The sequence below is a fragment of the Citrobacter sp. CtB7.12 genome (assembly GCF_001297795.1).
GTDB classification, from domain to species: Bacteria; Pseudomonadota; Gammaproteobacteria; order Enterobacterales; family Enterobacteriaceae; genus Citrobacter_A; species Citrobacter_A amalonaticus.
The window spans coordinates 100,215-118,968 of record NZ_LIFT01000008.1 but is presented as its reverse complement, the minus strand read 5'-3'; the positions used below and the strand labels follow the sequence as shown (position 1 = coordinate 118,968).

Here is an 18,754-nt window from a genome sequence, read left to right as displayed (position 1 = left end):
TGGTAATGCTACAATCGCGCGTTTACACTTATTAAGAAACGTTTTCAGGAGACTCGATCATGGCCAGCAGAGGCGTAAATAAGGTTATTCTCGTGGGTAATCTGGGCCAGGACCCGGAAGTACGCTACATGCCGAATGGTGGCGCAGTTGCCAACATCACGCTGGCTACTTCCGAATCCTGGCGTGACAAGCAGACCGGTGAAATGAAAGAGCAGACGGAATGGCACCGCGTTGTGCTGTTCGGCAAACTGGCAGAAGTGGCCAGTGAATATCTGCGTAAAGGTTCTCAGGTTTACATTGAAGGTCAGTTGCGTACCCGTAAATGGACCGATCAGTCCGGCGTCGAGAAGTACACCACGGAAGTGGTGGTGAACGTTGGCGGTACCATGCAGATGCTGGGTGGTCGTCAGGGTGGTGGCGCACCGGCAGGCGGTCAGCAGCAACAGGGTGGTTGGGGTCAACCTCAGCAGCCACAGGGTGGCAACCAGTTCAGCGGCGGCGCGCAGTCTCGCCCGCAGCAGCAGTCTGCCCCGGCAGCACCGTCTAATGAACCACCAATGGATTTCGACGACGATATCCCGTTCTGATCAAGCCAGTTTAGCGCTGTGCTAAATAAAAATAGAAAAGCCCCGTTTCTGACGGGGCTTTTTTGTACGCATAAAACCCCAGCCAGGCTGGAGGTTCCGGAAAGCTTTCAATTTTGAGACAGTTATTAAAACCCCTTTTGATTTGTTAAAACCCCTTGCGGTCTGGCAACTGCAAAAGTTAAACAAGAAATCAAAAGGGGATCCCAAGAGGGACGAAAAGAGCTTAGCGCACACCCGATGGAACTGTAAATATCATATAGTTTTTGCGCCAAAATACCGAAGACAAGCGTTCTACGGAGAGAAACGCAGGGCGGTAGACAGCATCTTAAGAAAGCTGTGTGAGTGGAAAAACGTACGAATCCTGGAAGCGGAATGCTGTGCAGATCATATCCATATGCTTGTGGAGATCCCACCAAAAATGAGCGTATACGGCTTTATGGCGTATCTGAAAGGGAAAAGTAGTCTGATGCAAATGTCAGATCGTATGCGCCTGTTAGGGCGCGGCTAGTAACAGAGCCTTATCGGCGCATCAGAAAAAACTCCGGCTATGCCGGAGGATATTTTTTTGTCAGTTTTTCTCACGCTACGTAAATAAATCTACAGAGTTATCAGGAAGATAAATAAGCTGACTGTGATCAAATCGTGATGGCTATTATCGGTTATCCTGCGTTCGCAACTTTCACCCATGAAGACTGAACCTTGCCGGGCTTTTCAGGGAAACACGATCAGCCTGTCAGCGAACATAAGGAAATTAGAATGAACAAATCCATTTTAATGCCGGTTGATATTCTGGCGATGGACCTTTCTGACAAAGCGATTGCCTGGGCCGATCACATGCTCAATAAAGAAGAGGGCGTGCTACATCTGCTGCACGTTTTCCCTAAGCTGCAGGCGTCGCCAATGCGCGGCTTTGCTTCGGATATCAAAAAGTACGAAGAGTACATGACCAACGATGCGCAAGAGAAAATGCTCGCGCTGGCGAGAAAATTCAAAACGCCGCTGGAGAGGATTCGCTTTGAAGTCCGACACGGCAATATTCGCGATGAGGTGAATGACGCGGCAGCGGCGCATAATGCCGAAATGATTATTATCGGCTCACGCAAACCGGGGATTGCCACCCATCTGCTGGGCTCGGCAGCCGCTAATATTTTGCGTTACGCAAAGGTGCCGGTAATGGTTGTTCGTTAATCCGTCATCGTAGACGAAAAAGGCCTCCGGTTTTGGGAGGCCTTTTTATTGCCGGATACCGCCGGTTAGTTCCGGCGGTATTTGCGGGTGAGGGGTTTCTCAATCTCAACAATGAAGAACAGCGCGATGCCGATGGCAAAGGTAATTCCCCAGTAGCGCAGCGGCAGAGCTTCAGTACCAAACAACATCTGCAGGAACGGCACGTAGATAATCGCCAACTGCAGCAGTAACAGAATACCGCTGACCAGCCAGATGCCTTTATTCATCAGCAGACCGCGACCCAGCGAGAAGCCATCGGAAACGCGGCAGTTGAGCATGTACACCCACTGCGCTGTCACCAGCGTTTGCAACAGGACGGTGCGGATGAATTCCGGGCTGTGACCGCGCGGCTGCAGCCAGGCTTCCAGCATAAAGGCACAGGCGGCAATTAGCGTACCGACAAACCCTACGCGCCAGATAGCAAAGCCATCCATCACGTTCTCATTACTCTGGCGCGGTGGGCGGCGCATGATGTTGCGCTCACCGGCTTCAAACGCCAGACCGAATGACAGCGTGGCGGAGGTTGCCATGTTCATCCACAGGATCAGCACTGGCGTCAGCGGGATCAGATTACCCGCCAGCAGCGCGACGATGATCAGCAGACCCTGCGCCAGGTTAGTGGGCATGATAAACAGGATGGTTTTCTTCAGGTTGTCGTAGACGCGGCGCCCTTCCTGTACCGCGCTGGCAATGGTCGCGAAGTTATCATCCGTCAGCACCATGTCGGCGGCCTCTTTCGTCACTTCGGTACCTTTAATACCCATCGCGATGCCTACATCGGCCTGCTTTAGCGCCGGCGCGTCGTTGACACCATCCCCGGTCATGCCGACGATCTCACCTTTTTCTTGCAGGGCTTTTACCAGACGCAGCTTATGCTCCGGGCTGGTACGGGCAAAGATATCGTAGGTGACGGCCGCTTCGGCAAGTTCAGCCTCATCCATCTGCTCGAGTTCATAGCCCGTCACCGCATGTGTGCTGTTATGGATACCCAACATGCCGCCAATGCTCATGGCGGTTTGCGGGTGATCGCCGGTGATCATTTTGACGCGGATCCCGGCTTGCTGGCAGGCACCGATCGCCGCAATGGCTTCCGGGCGCGGCGGATCCATCATCCCGGCGATGCCGAGGAAAATGAGCCCCTCACTCAGACAGTCATGGGTCAGCGCATCGGCATCAGCACGCGCAGGCTTCCAGGCGGCAGCCACCATCCGCAAACCTTCTTTGGCATAGCGGGCGATTTCGGCCTCCCAGTGCGGCTGGGTAAAGGCTTCCGTGCCGTTCGCGGTTTGTTGCAACCGGCAGAGTTTAAACAGCACATCCGGTGCCCCGGTCACCAGTACGCGCTCGTCGTTGCCGATGCGATAGTGCGTCGCCATATATTTGTACTGGGAATCGAACGGGATTTTACTGCGCAGTTCGCTCTCGACGGCAGGCAGCATGGCCTTGGCGGCCAGCACTTTCAGCGCCCCTTCCGTTGGTCCGCCGGTAATTCCCCAGTGCCCCTGTTCATTGCGAATCAACTGGCTGTCGTTGCACAGATCAATAGTACGCAGATAGCTTTCAAGCAGGCTGCCAGGCGCAATCTCTGCCTGCGCGTCGTTTTCCTCGACGTGGATCTCGCCCGTTGGTTCGTAGCTGTTGCCCTGCACGCGATAATTTTTATCCGCCGTGATGATGGCTTTAACCGTCATCTCGTTCATGGTCAGCGTGCCGGTTTTGTCGGAACAAATCACCGACATGGCACCCAACGTTTCAACAGTAGGCAGTTTGCGGATGATGGCGCGTTTGCGGGCCATGGTCTGTACGCCCAGCGACAGGATGATCGAGATAATCGCCGGTAAACCTTCCGGAACGGCCGCGACAGCCAGGCTAATTAACGAAAGCAGCAGTTCACCCATCGGCATATCGCGCAGCAGCAGACTGAAAATAAACAGCCCGAGCATCATGGCGAGAATAAGGGCGAAAATCGCTTTACCGAGTTTATCCATCTGCACCAGTAGCGGCGTACGGTGCTTTTCGATCTCCGTCATCATCTGGTTGATATGGCCCAGTTCCGTCGCCTCGCCGGTGGCGATTACCACGCCAAGCCCCGCCCCGGCGCTGATGGTGGTGCCAGAGAACAGCAGGTTTTTGCGATCGCCCAGCGGCAGTTCGCCAGTCAGCGCCTCTGCCGTTTTGTCCACAACGGTGGATTCACCGGTCAGGATAGCCTCTTCAACCCGCAGGTTATGGGCTTCCATGACACGAAGATCGGCGGGGATGCGGTCACCCGCACGCAGTACCACGATATCGCCGACGACCAGATCGGTCGTCGCGACCGTCTCATGTTGTCCGTTACGGACCACAACAGCGGATGCAGAGAGCATGTTGCGGATGCTTTTCAGCGATTTTTCCGCGTTGTTTTCCTGAATATGGCCAATCAGGGCGTTGATCACCGCGACGCCGAGGATGACGGCTGTATCCACCCAGTGCCCCATTACGGCGGTGAGGGCCGCTGCGGCGATCAGGACGTAGATCAGAACATCGTGAAAATGGGCCAGAAAGCGTAGCCAGGCGGGTTTACCCGCTTTTTCCGGTAGTGCGTTAAGGCCATCTCTGGCAAGACGTGCGCTGGCCTCATTGTGAGTCAGCCCGGAAGGTTGGCTCTGCTGATTTTTCAGAACCTCCTCAATGGTTAGCTGGTACGGCTTTTTTCCAGCGCATGGCGCAGAATGGAGACGATTGCTGTTCGGCATTCTGGTCAAAGTAAATTTCCTCAAAGAATAAAATTTTAATATTTTGAAACACGCGCATACTATTTGAATAATGCCTTAAGATGTTTGATATTAATCAATGGTATTTCGGTAAATATTATTTTATCTTTGAGTGAAGATGATATTTTCCCTTGTTTTTTATGAGGGTAAATGGAAGTGTAAATTTAGGAAAGGAGGTGTTTATGTTTGGAATATACAATGCCAAGAGATTGATTTTATTGATTATGTTTGCAATCGCTGTGGCGGCAATTAGCGGTATTTCAACCTATTTCTTTGTAAAATATCTGGGATGAGAATAATAAAAACAGTCTTCCTTACATAACTTTTAAATCCTGAAAAATAATGACATTAGGGAAATCAGAGACAACGGGGAAATATATTATGAAGCGCAGCCTGCCGAATAAACGGGCCGCGCCATATAAGCGAATAATCGAGGCGGGCTTGCTGAAATCGAAGGGGAATCGAGTGTGTCCACAACAAACACCGACGGGATTATCTGGAAACAATAAAAAAGCCTCCGTCAGGGAGGCTTAGGTGAAATCAGGTCAATACCATCGGCCATTCCGGCGGCGTCTGGCTCATTACTTCAACCATCACGGATTCAATGTTGTTCCAGATGGCGGAGAGATCCATCAGGGTGATGCCGAGTAATCCCGTCGCAAACCAACAGGCGGCGACAACCCCGAGCCCACTGCTGATCACTGCCAGACCAATGTAATCTGAGCGACGAAAGCGAATATTCAATGTGCTGGCGAGAAACATGAGCACAGCGCTCAGCAGCTGCCAGCGGAGAAGAACCACGCCAGTGGTTAGGGTAGCCATGAAATATTTCCTCTGAGAATAGCAGGTGCCCTGGACAGCGCGGCGTTTTCACGGGAGGCGTGGCGCACTCTGGCTATCGATGGGCATTCACATCAACACCGAATGAAACATTGTTTTTGTTTCATAATATTTGTGAACTATATCACGGTTAGGCGACCATTCGCCAGCCTGTCGACTTCTTTTTTGCCTGCTTTATAACCTTAATAAAAACATGGTTATTGATTCAATGATCGACACACTTTCACCGTGGTGCAACCGAAAAGCGTGACGTAATAAAGAGGCAATGGCTTTACCTTGTTTGTATTGTCAAAAAATAAGCAGACGAAGAAATTTAACTTAATTTCATTTTGAGAATGAGCCAACAAAACTTTCATAAAACACGACTCCTTTCGCTGAATGGATTACCCTTAATAAAATTAATCGTCACTGCGGGTTTGCTTTATGGTCGAATATTATCACCATCCTGCAATATCAGACTTTTGCTAATAAAAGTCTGTTGCTAATATTGATAGATTCATGCAACGTAACCACCTGTGTAATTTAGCATCCTGTCTTGATGATAACAGGCATATGAAATGCAGGGATATAGGGCGGAAATGAATCATCGGGTGCGACGCAAGGTGCTGAGGTTCCTCGGGATAATCATGGTGGTTTTGCTCCCCGTGATGCTGGCGCTATGGTTTGCCCACCTGCAAGCAACGTCCCAAACCAGTAAGCAACTGAGCATTTTTGCTCATCTTGCTTTAGATAAAACAGAACTGGTCGTTTTACAGGCAGACTTAGCCCGCGATGCCGCTGAACAGTATCAGGGACAAGCGTGTACGCCGGCGCATCAACAACGAATGTTGAATATTATCCGAGGGCGCCTGTATATCAACGAGTTAATTTATGCGCAAGGCGATCGTTTTTTATGCTCAACGGTAATGGCACCGTCAGCGCCCTATATTATGCCAACGGCAAACTATAAACGAAAACCCAATATCGCTATTTATTACTTTCGCGATACGCCTTTTTTCACCGGTTATAAAATGACGTATATGCAACGTGGAAACTATGTTGCCGTGATCAATCCATTGTCATATAGCGAAGTGATGTCCGAAGACCCCGAGCTGGCCTGGGGGGTCTATGACACGGTAACCAACACCTTTTTCTCCCTTAGCGAACAGGCCTGGGCGGCTCAACTGTTGCCACTGGTCCAGCGTAATCAGTCTGTATTCCGGCAGGACGACCGTTTTTATACCGTCGTCCAATCGGATAAACGCCCCATAGCGGTCATTGTGTCGACCTCGATGCAGCGGTTTTATCAGAATCTGTATCAGCAATTGCTGATCGCGCTTCCGTTGGCGGTCATCAGCAGTATTTTGCTATTAATGTTCTGGTCTCGGGCGCGTCGGCAATACTACTCGCCGCGGCGCATGCTCCAGCGCGCGCTTAAACAGCGTCAGCTTTGCCTGCACTATCAGCCGATCATTGATATCAAAAACGAGAAATGCGTGGGGGCGGAAGCGCTGCTGCGCTGGCCGGGTTGTAAAGATCAGGTGATGAGTCCGGCGGAGTTTATCCCGCTGGCGGAAAAAGAGGGGATGATCGCGCAGATTACCGACTACGTGGTGGAAGAAGTGTTCAGTGATATGGGGACGTTTCTGGCTGCAAACCCACAGTTGTATATCTCTATCAACCTTTCCGCATCAGATTTCCACTCTTCACGATTGATTGCCATGATCGCGGATAAAGCGCGCGAACATGGCGTGCTTGCGCAACAAATAAAAGTCGAAGTGACCGAGCGAGGATTTATCGATGTGCCGAAAACCACGCCGGTGATCCAGGCATTTCGTCAGGCAGGCTATGAAGTGGCGATTGATGATTTCGGCACCGGCTACTCTAACCTGCACAACCTCTATTCCCTGAACGTTGATATTCTTAAGATCGACAAGTCCTTTATCGATACGCTGACCACCAACAGTACCAGCCATCTGATTGCGGAACATATCATTGAGATGGCGCAAAGCCTGCGTCTGAAAACCATCGCAGAAGGCGTGGAGACGGCGGATCAGGTGAGCTGGCTGCTTAAACGCGGGGTGCAGTACTGTCAGGGGTGGCACTTTGCGAAGGCGCTGCCGCCGCAGGACTTCATTCACTGGCTGCAACAACCGCCCGCACTCCTGATGCAGCGCGGGCAGTAATACTACAGGCGGTGGCGGTAGTCGCTGGGGGTGCGATCAAATTCCCGGCGAAACACGCGGGAAAATGTCTGTTGCGACACATAACCTAAATCCATCGCAATATCGAATATCGGTCGCTCGGTGTTGCGCAGCTCAACGGCGGCCAACAGCAGTCGGCGCTGACGGATATAGTCACCCAACGTCTGGCGCATTACTGTGCGGAACATCCTCTGTAAATACCACTTTGAATAACCTGATTTTTTCGCGACCACATCAATGTTCAGCGGTTGGTCGATATGTTCATCAATCCATTCAATAAGGGTCTGAATAATTTGCTGATGGGACATATTGCTGCCTCCTTCTCAGTGTTCGATTCGTCTATTTGTCTGCGGGCGAGTATAATTCCTCAAGTTAACTTGAGGTAAAGCGATTTATGGAAAAGAAATTACCGCGTATAAAAGCGATGCTCACGCCGGGCGAAGTGGCAAAGCGTAGCGGCGTGGCGGTGTCCGCATTGCATTTCTATGAAAGTAAGGGGCTTATCAGCAGTATCCGCAACAGCGGCAATCAGCGCAGATACCGGCGTGACGTGTTGCGTTATGTCGCGATTATCAAGATTGCTCAGCGGATCGGTATCCCACTGGCGACTATCAGTGAAGCGCTGGGCGTGCTGCCGGAAGGTCATACCCTCAGCGCTAAAGAGTGGAAGCAACTCTCCTCGCAATGGCGCGAAGAGCTGGACCGTCGCATTCATACGCTGGTGGCGCTGCGTGATGAGCTGGATGGTTGCATCGGCTGTGGCTGCTTGTCGCGCAAAGACTGTCCGTTACGTAACCCCGGAGATCGACTGGGCGAAGAGGGTACGGGCGCGCGTCTGCTGGAAGATGAACAAAACTAAAGCGCCGCAAGGGCGCTTTAGTTTGTTTTCCGGTCTTTGTCTTTCTCTCTATCCCGCTGGTTCACGGGAGGGTTTCCCCCGACGTCAACACCCCTCATTCGAGCACGTGGTGGAGGTTCCGGTTTGTGTTGATACTGTAAGTGTAAGCCGCGTTATCCCGTTTGCCAGTGTATCTGGCGACTTTTTAGGCGAATTTTTTTCGCCATCTCCCATAATTTACTAGAGTGAGTATGAGGAAATGACGGGAGAACATCATGCTGACGGTGCATCATTTAAACCAGTCCCGCTCACAGCGCATTCTCTGGGCGCTGGAGGAGCTATCGCTGCCTTACCAGATTGTGCGTTACCAGCGTGAAAAGAACATGCTCGCTCCGCCGGCACTGAAGAAAATTCATCCGCTGGGGAAATCCCCCGTAGTGGAAGATAACGGCGCGATCCTCGCGGAGTCAGGGGCGATTCTCGACTATTTGCAGGACACCTATGACAGCGAAGGGAAGTTTAAACCGGCTGATGCACAATCCGTTCTCCAGTATCGCTTCTGGTTGCATTACGCCGAGGGTTCGCTGATGCCGTTGCTGTTAATGAAGCTGGTCTTCACCAGTCTGGGGAAACCGCCGATGCCTTTTGGTTTGCGCACGCTGGGCGGCGCGCTGGGGCAGGGCGTACAAAAAGCGTATCTCAATCCGCAACTGGAAACCCACGCGCGCTTTATTGACGCGCACCTCGCTGAGCGTCCGTGGTTTGCCGGAGACCATCTCAGCATGGCGGATATCCAGATGAGTTTTCCTCTTTTTGCGCTACTGGCGCGCGGTGGTATTGCCGATCTTCCCCATATCAGCGCGTGGAAAAAACGCGTGGAAATGCGTCCTGCCTGGCAACGTGCCATTCAGCAGGGAGGACCTTTTGCCATTCCCGGTGGTTGATGGCGGTTTTTTAACCGTCTTGCCTCCTGCATTTGCGACGCGATCCGGCTAACTATGTTGCCGGATTGCGCATTGACGATAACGTTTGCGCATCAGTTGGTGATTTCTTCAGCGTTAGTGCAAGAAATGAGTAAAAAGCGGCAAAGTTCAGTTGAAAATCCTCGTATGATCGCTGGATAATCGTTTGCTTTTTTTACAACCCGTTTTTTTATGCGCGGAGCTAAACGTTTGCTTTTTGCGACACCCCTCTTTGTCGCGATCAGAGCACAGGGAGTTGACGTTGCGCTGGCAGTGGATTGTCCACCACGCATAAGAACGAATAATAAACTCTCAGGGGATGTTTTCTATGTCTACGCCTTCAGCGCGTACCGGCGGTTCGCTCGACGCCTGGTTTAAAATTTCACAACGTGGAAGCACTGTCCGTCAGGAAGTGGTGGCAGGTTTAACAACGTTTCTGGCGATGGTGTACTCCGTTATCGTCGTGCCTGGCATGCTGGGTAAAGCCGGATTCCCGCCCGCGGCGGTGTTCGTCGCGACCTGTCTGGTAGCCGGTCTGGGCTCTATTGTCATGGGGTTGTGGGCCAACCTGCCGCTGGCGATTGGTTGCGCCATCTCGCTGACCGCCTTCACCGCGTTCAGTCTGGTACTGGGCCAGCAGATTAGCGTTCCGGTCGCACTGGGTGCGGTATTCCTGATGGGGGTGCTGTTTACCATTATCTCCGCCACCGGGATCCGTAGCTGGATCCTGCGCAATTTACCGCAGGGCATCGCGCACGGTACCGGCATCGGTATTGGCCTGTTTTTACTGCTGATTGCGGCGAACGGCGTGGGTCTGGTTATCAAGAACCCGCTGGATGGCCTGCCCGTAGCGCTTGGTCACTTCGCTACTTTCCCGGTGATTATGTCGCTGGTGGGTCTGGCGGTAATTATCGGTCTGGAGAAACTGAAAGTGCCGGGCGGCATTCTGCTGACTATTATCGGCATTTCTGTCGTTGGTCTGATTTTCGATCCGGCGGTGAAATTCTCCGGCATTTTTGCCATGCCGTCGCTGAGCGATGAAACCGGTAAATCACTGATTGGCAGCCTGGATATCATGGGCGCGCTGAACCCGGTTGTTCTGCCAAGCGTTCTGGCGCTGGTAATGACCGCTGTGTTTGATGCCACCGGCACCATCCGTGCCGTGGCGGGTCAGGCGAATCTGCTGGATAAAGACGGGCAGATTATTGACGGCGGTAAAGCACTGACCACAGACTCCCTGAGCAGCGTGTTCTCCGGTCTGGTGGGTGCGGCGCCGGCAGCAGTCTACATTGAGTCGGCAGCCGGTACGGCGGCGGGGGGTAAAACTGGCCTGACCGCCATTACCGTTGGCGTGCTGTTCCTGCTGATCTTGTTCCTTTCCCCGCTCTCTTACCTCGTTCCGGTGTATGCCACGGCGCCTGCGCTGATGTACGTCGGTCTGCTGATGCTGAGCAACGTGGCGAAAATCGATTTCGCTGACTTTGTCGATGCGATGGCGGGTCTGGTGACGGCGGTATTCATTGTACTGACTTGTAACATCGTGACCGGCATCATGATTGGTTTTGCCACGCTGGTGATTGGCCGTGTGGTGTCGGGTGAATGGCGCAAGCTGAACATCGGCACCGTAGTGATCGCCGTGGCGCTGGTGGCGTTCTATGCCGGTGGCTGGGCCATTTGATTCCGAAAGTGATTCCGAAAAACGGGTGGCGTTTGCCGCCCGTTTTTATTTTCAGCACACACTCGTTGTCTTTTGCGATACTCTGAGAAAGGTAAAATTGAGGCACGACGCCTCTCAAACACATAAGAAACATCGCAAACAGGGAACGCATGGAAATCTTCTTCACAATACTCATCATGACCCTTGTGGTCTCGCTGTCCGGGGTATTTACGCGCGTATTGCCCTTCCAGCTCCCCTTACCCCTCATGCAGATTGCTATTGGCGCGCTGTTGGCGTGGCCCACGTTTGGTCTGCACGTAGAATTTGACCCCGAACTGTTTCTGGTCCTGTTTATCCCGCCGCTGCTGTTTGCGGATGGCTGGAAGACGCCAACGCGAGAATTTCTTGAACATGGGCGAGAGATTTTCGGTCTGGCGCTGGCGCTGGTGCTGGTCACCGTGGTCGGGATTGGTTTTCTGATTTACTGGCTGGTGCCGGGCATTCCGTTGATTCCGGCCTTTGCGCTGGCTGCCGTGCTGTCGCCAACCGATGCGGTTGCGCTTTCCGGTATTGTCGGTGAAGGGCGGATCCCGAAGAAAATCATGGGTATCCTGCAAGGTGAGGCGCTGATGAATGACGCCTCCGGTCTGGTATCTTTGAAATTTGCCGTTGCGGTGGCGATGGGCACGATGGTGTTTACCGTCGGCGGCGCGACGGTGGAGTTCTTTAAGGTGGCGATCGGCGGTATCCTCGCGGGCTTTGTGGTCAGTTGGCTGTACGGTCGCTCGCTGCGCTTTCTCAGCCGCTGGGGCGGCGATGAGCCAGCGACGCAAATCGTCCTGCTGTTCCTGCTGCCGTTCGCATCGTACCTGATCGCAGAACATATCGGCGTCTCCGGGATCCTCGCGGCGGTCGCCGCCGGGATGACCATCACCCGCTCCGGGGTGATGCGCCGTGCGCCGCTGGCGATGCGTCTGCGCGCCAACAGCACCTGGGCGATGCTTGAGTTTGTGTTTAACGGCATGGTCTTTTTGCTGTTGGGCCTGCAACTGCCGGGCATTCTCGAGTCGTCGCTGGTGGCAGCGGAGGCCGATCCGAACGTGGAAATCTGGATGCTATTTACCGATATCATTCTGATTTATGTGGCGCTGATGCTGGTGCGTTTCGGCTGGCTGTGGACGATGAAAAACTTCAGCATGCGTTTCCTGAAAAAGAAACCGATGGAGTTTGGCTCCTGGACGACACGGGAAATTTTGATCGCCTCCTTTGCGGGCGTTCGCGGGGCTATCACCCTCGCGGGTGTCCTGTCTATCCCGCTGCTGCTGCCAGATGGCAACGTCTTCCCGGCGCGCTACGAACTGGTCTTCCTGGCCGCTGGGGTGATTCTGTTCTCGCTGTTTGTCGGCGTGATTATGCTGCCGATTCTGCTGCAACATCTGGAAGTGGCCGATCATTCTCAGCAACTGAAAGAGGAGCGGATTGCCCGCGCGGCGACGGCGGAGGTGGCGATTGTCGCCATTCAGAAGATGGAAGAGCGTCTGGCGGCGGATACCGAAGAGAACATTGATAATCAGCTGCTGACCGAGGTGAGTTCCCGCGTCATCGGTAACCTGCGGCGTCGTGCCGACGGGCGTAACGATGTTGAGAGTTCGCTCCAGGAAGAGAATCTGGAACGCCGCTTCCGTCTCGCGGCGCTGCGTTCAGAGCGGGCGGAGCTGTATCACCTGCGCGCCACGCGTGAAATCAGCAATGAAACGCTGCAAAAACTGCTGCACGATCTCGACCTGCTGGAAGCGTTACTGATCGAAAATCAGTAACACCGTCATGTTGCCCGGTGGCGCTACGCTTACCGGGCATCGACCCGGGCGGCAGATTCAGCGGACCGTCGAATCCCTGACGGATATGTCCTGGAATCGCCTGGTGAGCGAAACGACGTCATTCTGAGCCATACTGATTTTCAGTCTGTAGAAAAGTAGTCAGGTCATGCGTATCCCGCGTAGTGTATGGCAACAACAGGACCGGGAGACGGCAGATTTTAAATTTGCAGCCTTCAGGCTGCTTAGTTCTATCCCGCTATGATTGGTGCATGGTAGGGCAGGATTAGGTGCTGATTGCGGCGATCGTGACGTCGATAATTAATGACGTCTTTGATTAGTGAATTAACCCCGGTTCACGCCGGGGTGGGCTTTGCGCATTAAGGTCATTCTAAACAAATCGTCACTAAAGCGAGATTTTAACTTTACTCGAATAATTGAATGATTATAATGAGCACAAATTCACACAGGAGAAATATGTTGGACAGTCACCCTTATTTAAACATAAAGGCAAGCTGACGTAATTTTTTCTGCGCTGCTTGCCTACCGGCGGGCAGCAATCTCCTCATCCAGACGATTGCATCCCATAAAGAATAACGCAGCATGGCTGCGAGGATAATCGTCATGTTCATGTTTAAAAATACATTATTCCCTCCACCGTCAACGCGACGTTAATCGCCTTTCCGGCGACAATTCGTCGTGTGCTTAATAAAGCACGTAGTTAATTCTTCCAACATAAATGGAGGAAGCTATGTTGATGTTTCCTTATATCGCAAATTTACTCGCTGCGATGCTATTGGGTGCGCTGATTGGCGCTGAAAGACAGTGGCGTCAGCGTATGGCCGGCCTGCGCACTAACGCGCTGGTCGCCACCGGCGCGGCGGTTTTTATTCTGAGCTCCATTTCAACCTCTCCGGACAGCCCTGGACGTATTGCCGCGCAGGTGGTTTCCGGAATTGGTTTTCTCGGTGCCGGCGTCATCATGCGTGAAGGCATGAACGTGCGCGGCCTGAATACCGCTGCAACCTTGTGGTGCTCTGCGGCGATTGGCGTGCTGTGTGGACTGGGCCAGTTCTGGCAAGCGGCGGCGGCAACGCTGATAATCCTCTGCGCCAATATTCTACTGCGCGAAGCGGCGCAGAGAATTAATCAGATCCCCGGCGCGACAGAAGAAGAGAAATGCTACGTTCTGAATATTGTCTGTCAAAGCGAATATGAAAACGCGATTCGTCAGCTATTGCTTAATATCAGTAAAGAGATGACGCTCAGCCTTCAGGGACTGGTGTCAACAGCAGCAAAAGAACAAGGGCATAAAGAAATTCGCATCGAACTGGTGGGTAATACTGACTGCCGCAAAGCGCGAGACCTTATTATGTCAAGAGTTGGCGGGGACGAAAACATTACGTCAGTCCGCTGGTGTGTCGAGGGGAGTTAACCTCGCGGCTATTCTACACCGACAATCATTTGTCTAAGGAGGGAATGATGAATATTCCCAGGCAATTAAAGTAATAAGCGTTTAATAACGTAAAAATGAATTATGCATAAATCATTTATGCAGGGATAACGACGTCTTAAATTTGAGGATTAATCATGACTGACATGAAAATAGTAAACCGGAAAATAAACCGGTCTGCGTCAGAAAATGATAAGCAGCATAAAAAAAGCTTCGCCATTGAAACCGAGGCATTTAACAGCCCGGATCATACGCTGGCGCGGTTAAACAGCAGTCGCCACGGGCTCACCAACGAAGATGCCCTTGAACGACTGGATGAATATGGCCGCAATGAAGTGGCGCATGAGCAGGCGCCGCCAGCATTGATCCAGCTTTTGCAGGCATTCAATAACCCGTTTATCTATGTCCTGATGGCGCTGGCCGCCGTCAGCTTCGTGACCGATTACTGGCTACCGCTGCGTAACGGCGAAGAGACCGATCTGACCGGGATCATCATTATCGTCACGATGGTTAGCCTGAGCGGGTTATTGCGTTTCTGGCAGGAGTTTCGTACCAACAAAGCGGCGCAGGCGCTGAAATCCATGGTCCGCACCACGGCTACCGTGCTGCGTCGCGGTCCCGGGAATCTGGGGTCGGTGCAGGAGGAGATTGCCATTGAGGAGCTGGTGCCCGGTGACATCATCTTCCTGGCAGCAGGGGATCTGGTTCCGGCGGACGTCCGTTTGCTGGAGTCCCGGGACCTGTTTGTTAGTCAGTCGATACTCAGCGGCGAGTCGCTGCCGGTTGAGAAGTATGATGTTCTGGCCAGCGTTTCCGGCAAAGGGTGTGACAGGCTTCCTGAGCCGAACAAAAATAAAAGCCTGCTGGAGATGGGCAACATCTGTCTGATGGGCACTAACGTGACCAGCGGCAGGGCGCAGGCGGTGGTGGTGGCCACCGGAAACCGTACCTGGTTTGGCTCGCTGGCGAAATCCATCGTTGGCACGCGTACCCAGACGGCGTTCGACCGCGGGGTAAACAGCGTCAGCTGGCTGTTGATTCGCTTTATGCTGGTGATGGTACCGATTGTGCTGCTGATTAACGGCTTCAGCAAAGGTGACTGGGTTGAGGCCTCGCTGTTTGCCCTGGCGGTAGCGGTTGGCCTGACGCCGGAAATGCTGCCGATGATCGTCAGCTCTAACCTGGCGAAAGGCGCTATCGCCATGTCGCGGCGCAAAGTGATCGTCAAGCGACTGAATGCCATTCAGAACTTTGGCGCGATGGACGTGCTGTGTACCGATAAAACCGGCACGCTGACTCAGGACAATATCATTCTTGAGCATCACCTTGATGTCAGCGGTCATGAGAGCGACCGGGTGCTGACGCTGGCCTGGCTGAATAGCAGTAGCCAGAGCGGGGCGCGCAACCTGATGGACCGGGCGGTGCTGCGCTTTGGCGAGGGCAGGATTGCGTCAGCGACCAAAGAGCGTTTTGTCAAACTGGATGAACTGCCGTTTGATTTTGTACGCCGTCGGGTATCGGTTTCGGTGGAAGATGTTCGCCACGGTGACAAAAGTCTGATCTGCAAAGGCGCTGTCGAAGAGATGCTGATGGTCGCCACGCATCTTCGTGAAGGCGATAACGTTGTGGCGCTGGATGAAACCCGACGCGATCTGCTGTTAGCCAAAACGAAGGATTATAACGCCCAGGGCTTCCGCGTGCTGCTGGTCGCAACTCGCAAGCTGGATGACTCCGCTCTGACCACGCCGCTGTGCACCGCCGATGAGCAGGGACTGACGGTTGAAGGGATGTTGACTTTCCTCGATCCGCCGAAAGAGAGCGCGGGAAAAGCCATTGCCGCGCTGCGCGACAACGGCGTGGCGGTGAAAGTCCTGACCGGCGATAATCCGGTGGTTACGGCGCGTATTTGCCTGGAAGTGGGCATTGATGCCCACGGCATCCTGACCGGGGCCCAGATTGAAGCGATGACGGATAATGAACTGGAGCGCGAAGTAGAAAAGCGCGCGGTATTCGCCAAACTGACGCCGCTGCAGAAGTCGCGCATCCTGAAAATGCTGCAGAAAAACGGGCACACCGTCGGTTTTCTCGGCGACGGCATCAATGATGCGCCGGCCCTGCGCGATGCGGATGTAGGCATTTCGGTCGACAGCGCGGCAGATATCGCCAAAGAGGCATCGGATATCATCCTGCTGGAAAAGGATCTGATGGTGCTGGAAGAAGGGGTGATCAAAGGCCGTGAGACCTTCGGCAACATCATTAAATATCTGAATATGACCGCCAGTTCTAACTTCGGCAACGTCTTTTCGGTACTGGTGGCCAGCGCGTTTATTCCGTTCCTGCCGATGCTGGCGATTCATCTGCTGATACAGAACCTGATGTACGATCTCTCTCAGCTCTCGCTGCCGTGGGACAAAATGGACAACGAATTTTTGCGCAAACCGCGCAAGTGGGATGCGAAGAACATCGGCCGTTTTATGCTGTGGATTGGACCGACGTCGTCTATTTTTGATATCACCACCTTCGCGCTGATGTGGTACGTGTTTGCGGCGAATAACGTCGAAGCCCAGGCGCTGTTCCAGTCCGGGTGGTTTATTGAAGGGCTGCTGTCGCAAACGCTGGTCGTGCATATGCTGAGAACGCAGAAAATTCCGTTTATTCAGAGTCGGGCAACGCTGCCGGTGCTACTCACTACCGCGGTGATTATGGCGATCGGGATCTACGTTCCGTTCTCGCCAGTGGGAGCGATGGTCGGGCTGGAGCCGCTGCCGCTAAGCTACTTCCCGTGGCTGGTCGCGACGCTGCTCAGCTATTGCCTGGTGGCGCAGGGCATGAAGCGTTTCTATATCAAACGTTTCGGTCAGTGGTTCTGATGATAAGGAGGCGCTGAGATGAACCGTTCTCCGGACACTATCGTCGCGCTGATATTTTTCCTGATGGGGCTGCTGGTGCTGCTGTTAGCAATCTGGCAAATCTTGTTCTGAAAGGGGGGCGCGATGCGCAGAGGATCGCTGGATAAAGTCTTTATCCGGGTGGTGATTATCGCATTCATCATTATTTTGCTGACAATCTGGATTAGATAAGGGGCTTTTTGTCTCGCCTGTTTGCCGGGCAGCGGCTAACGTCATGCCCGGCCTACTGTTCACGTACAGGAAATTGAATTTTTTCAGCCATGGAATGTGGTGGTTGAAATTTGACCATTTTTTATTGGTACGCCAGCAGACAAACCGGCACTACGAGAGGATGGTCATTTCGGCATTTTAAGGCAGTTTTTTGTACTATTCAGCGAATAGCAGGCGGATCTTACCTGCGTCAGGCCGGGATATACCTCATCAGACCGATCTTGCGCGCATGGGTTTTCATTCCCTGAACATTCAGATCTGTCACCGCATGGCGGTAAACCATCACTTCTGCGCAAATCGATATCGCACAGGCCACCGATGGCGCGATGCTTAACGGGCAACTGAGGGCACTTGCTCCGCCCAAAAACCTTCGCAGCACGATAACCACGCTTTGGCGCTGTGTGAGAGATACACCCCTTCGCGCCAAATCATCCCCAACTGCCAGCGCAACTCGCTTTCCAGCGGGATCCAGCGCAGCGTATTTTTGTCCAGCCGTTCGCAGATGGGCTCCGGCAGAATGGCAATCCCCACGCCCGCCTGCACCATCGCCGCAAGAAAGTCCCACTGTCCGCTGCGTACCGCGATACGCGGCTTGACGTCATGCTCACTGAACAACTGCATTAACTGGCGGCTCAGGGCGAAATCTTCGTTGTAGATTAACAGCGGATGCTCGGCCAGCGCTTCTGGCGATACGGACTGGCAGGTGGTCCACTGACCGGAACGTGGCACCAGTACGCACAGGGGGTGGCTGAATATGGGTAACGTCGCCAGACCACTTTCTTCTTCCACGGGTAGCGCGGTCATCGCAACGTCCAGTTCACCATTCATCACCGCCTGCTGCACCGTTAACCCGCCAAACTCGGAAACCTTGAGCTCTACGCCGGGGTAACGCTGGCGAAACAGGCCGATCGGTCCGGCCATCAGCATGCCGACCATCGGCGGAATGCCAAGGCGTAGCAGCCCTTTGTTGAGATGGTTGATGTCGCCCAGTTCGGCTTCCAGTTGACGAAACTCGGCCAGAATCGCCAGCCCGCGTTCAAACACCACGCGACCGGTATCGGTGAGCAATAGCTTGCGGCCGTCGCGGATCAGAAGCGTACAGTTCAGTTCATCTTCCAGATTTTTCAACATCTTGCTGATGGTCGGTTGGGTGACAAAGAGCTTCTCTGCTGCGCGGGTGAAGCTCTGTTGGCGCACCACTTCAACAAAATAACGCAGCGTTCTGATATCCATGAGTATTCCTTCCGACTATGCCTGTAATGATTTTAATTCATTTCAGTCATCGGCGGGGTCTCTCTATACTGGCGTTCCCTATTATTTT

The 18,754-nt window shown here is 53.2% G+C and carries 16 protein-coding genes and 1 pseudogene; 12 read left to right on the top strand and 5 right to left on the bottom strand.

What is annotated here, in order from left to right:
• Window positions 1-59: 59 nt before the first annotated feature.
• From ssb1 to AOY24_RS12425, 3 genes and pseudogenes are all read left to right on the top strand, one after another.
• The gene (gene ssb1, locus AOY24_RS12435; RefSeq protein WP_042999045.1) at window positions 60-587 is read left to right on the top strand and encodes a single-stranded DNA-binding protein SSB1; all 528 of its coding nucleotides are present in this window, start codon (window positions 60-62) and stop codon (window positions 585-587) included.
• A 169-nt stretch (window positions 588-756) separates the two neighbouring features.
• A pseudogene (gene tnpA, locus AOY24_RS12430) lies at window positions 757-1,056 on the top strand (IS200/IS605 family transposase); the annotation flags it as partial.
• Between the two features lie 287 nt (window positions 1,057-1,343).
• On the top strand, window positions 1,344-1,775 hold the full coding sequence (locus AOY24_RS12425; RefSeq protein ID WP_042999046.1) for a universal stress protein: 432 nt from the start codon (window positions 1,344-1,346) through the stop codon (window positions 1,773-1,775).
• Between the two features lie 65 nt (window positions 1,776-1,840).
• Here the strand turns inward: AOY24_RS12425 and AOY24_RS12420 are convergent, their stop codons facing one another.
• Both AOY24_RS12420 and AOY24_RS12415 read right to left on the bottom strand, forming a co-directional pair.
• Entirely contained in the window at window positions 1,841-4,558 is a 2,718-nt protein-coding gene (locus AOY24_RS12420; protein ID WP_369815269.1) for a cation-transporting P-type ATPase, read from the bottom strand.
• Window positions 4,559-5,107: 549 nt separating this feature from the next.
• Window positions 5,108-5,389, bottom strand: a complete 282-nt coding sequence (locus AOY24_RS12415) for a YjcB family protein (protein ID WP_042999048.1) — start codon at window positions 5,387-5,389, stop codon at window positions 5,108-5,110.
• 596 nt (window positions 5,390-5,985) lie between these two features.
• On the opposite strand from AOY24_RS12415, the gene AOY24_RS12410 reads away from it, so the two are divergent.
• Window positions 5,986-7,572, top strand: coding sequence for an EAL domain-containing protein (locus AOY24_RS12410; RefSeq protein WP_042999049.1), 1,587 nt, complete (start codon window positions 5,986-5,988; stop codon window positions 7,570-7,572).
• 2 nt (window positions 7,573-7,574) lie between these two features.
• On the opposite strand, the gene soxS is transcribed toward AOY24_RS12410, so the two are convergent.
• Window positions 7,575-7,898 (bottom strand): superoxide response transcriptional regulator SoxS, encoded by a 324-nt coding sequence (gene soxS / locus AOY24_RS12405; RefSeq protein WP_042321117.1) that lies wholly within the window; start codon window positions 7,896-7,898, stop codon window positions 7,575-7,577.
• Window positions 7,899-7,984: 86 nt separating this feature from the next.
• Here soxS and soxR point away from each other — a divergent pair, with 86 nt between their 5' ends.
• From soxR to AOY24_RS12385, 4 genes are all read left to right on the top strand, one after another.
• Entirely contained in the window at window positions 7,985-8,449 is a 465-nt protein-coding gene (gene soxR, locus AOY24_RS12400; RefSeq protein ID WP_042321119.1) for a redox-sensitive transcriptional activator SoxR, read from the top strand.
• Window positions 8,450-8,703: 254 nt separating this feature from the next.
• Window positions 8,704-9,372, top strand: coding sequence for a glutathione S-transferase family protein (locus AOY24_RS12395; protein WP_054176721.1), 669 nt, complete (start codon window positions 8,704-8,706; stop codon window positions 9,370-9,372).
• Between the two features lie 346 nt (window positions 9,373-9,718).
• Window positions 9,719-11,068, top strand: a complete 1,350-nt coding sequence (gene ghxP / locus AOY24_RS12390) for a guanine/hypoxanthine transporter GhxP (RefSeq protein ID WP_042321123.1) — start codon at window positions 9,719-9,721, stop codon at window positions 11,066-11,068.
• 149 nt (window positions 11,069-11,217) lie between these two features.
• Window positions 11,218-12,864 carry a Na+/H+ antiporter gene (locus AOY24_RS12385; protein WP_042999051.1) on the top strand — a complete coding sequence of 549 codons (1,647 nt, stop codon included), beginning with the start codon at window positions 11,218-11,220 and terminating at the stop codon, window positions 12,862-12,864.
• Between the two features lie 491 nt (window positions 12,865-13,355).
• Here the strand turns inward: AOY24_RS12385 and AOY24_RS25185 are convergent, their stop codons facing one another.
• Entirely contained in the window at window positions 13,356-13,493 is a 138-nt protein-coding gene (locus tag AOY24_RS25185) for a hypothetical protein (protein WP_154294380.1), read from the bottom strand.
• 107 nt (window positions 13,494-13,600) lie between these two features.
• On the opposite strand from AOY24_RS25185, the gene AOY24_RS12380 reads away from it, so the two are divergent.
• The 4 genes from AOY24_RS12380 (at window position 13,601) to mgtU (ending at window position 17,394) form a co-directional block, all read left to right on the top strand.
• A complete protein-coding gene (locus AOY24_RS12380; RefSeq protein ID WP_042999052.1) occupies window positions 13,601-14,296 on the top strand; it encodes an MgtC family protein in 696 nt (231 codons plus the stop codon).
• A gap of 155 nt (window positions 14,297-14,451) precedes the next feature.
• On the top strand, window positions 14,452-17,184 hold the full coding sequence (gene mgtA / locus AOY24_RS12375; protein WP_042999053.1) for a magnesium-translocating P-type ATPase: 2,733 nt from the start codon (window positions 14,452-14,454) through the stop codon (window positions 17,182-17,184).
• A gap of 18 nt (window positions 17,185-17,202) precedes the next feature.
• Window positions 17,203-17,295 (top strand): protein MgtR, encoded by a 93-nt coding sequence (gene mgtR, locus AOY24_RS24945; RefSeq protein ID WP_094030729.1) that lies wholly within the window; start codon window positions 17,203-17,205, stop codon window positions 17,293-17,295.
• Between the two features lie 12 nt (window positions 17,296-17,307).
• On the top strand, window positions 17,308-17,394 hold the full coding sequence (gene mgtU / locus AOY24_RS25545) for a magnesium transporter protection protein MgtU (RefSeq protein ID WP_252997361.1): 87 nt from the start codon (window positions 17,308-17,310) through the stop codon (window positions 17,392-17,394).
• A 369-nt stretch (window positions 17,395-17,763) separates the two neighbouring features.
• Here mgtU and AOY24_RS12370 read toward each other — a convergent pair whose 3' ends face one another.
• A complete protein-coding gene (locus AOY24_RS12370; protein ID WP_054176720.1) occupies window positions 17,764-18,666 on the bottom strand; it encodes a LysR family transcriptional regulator in 903 nt (300 codons plus the stop codon).
• Between the last annotated feature and the right edge of the window lie 88 nt (window positions 18,667-18,754).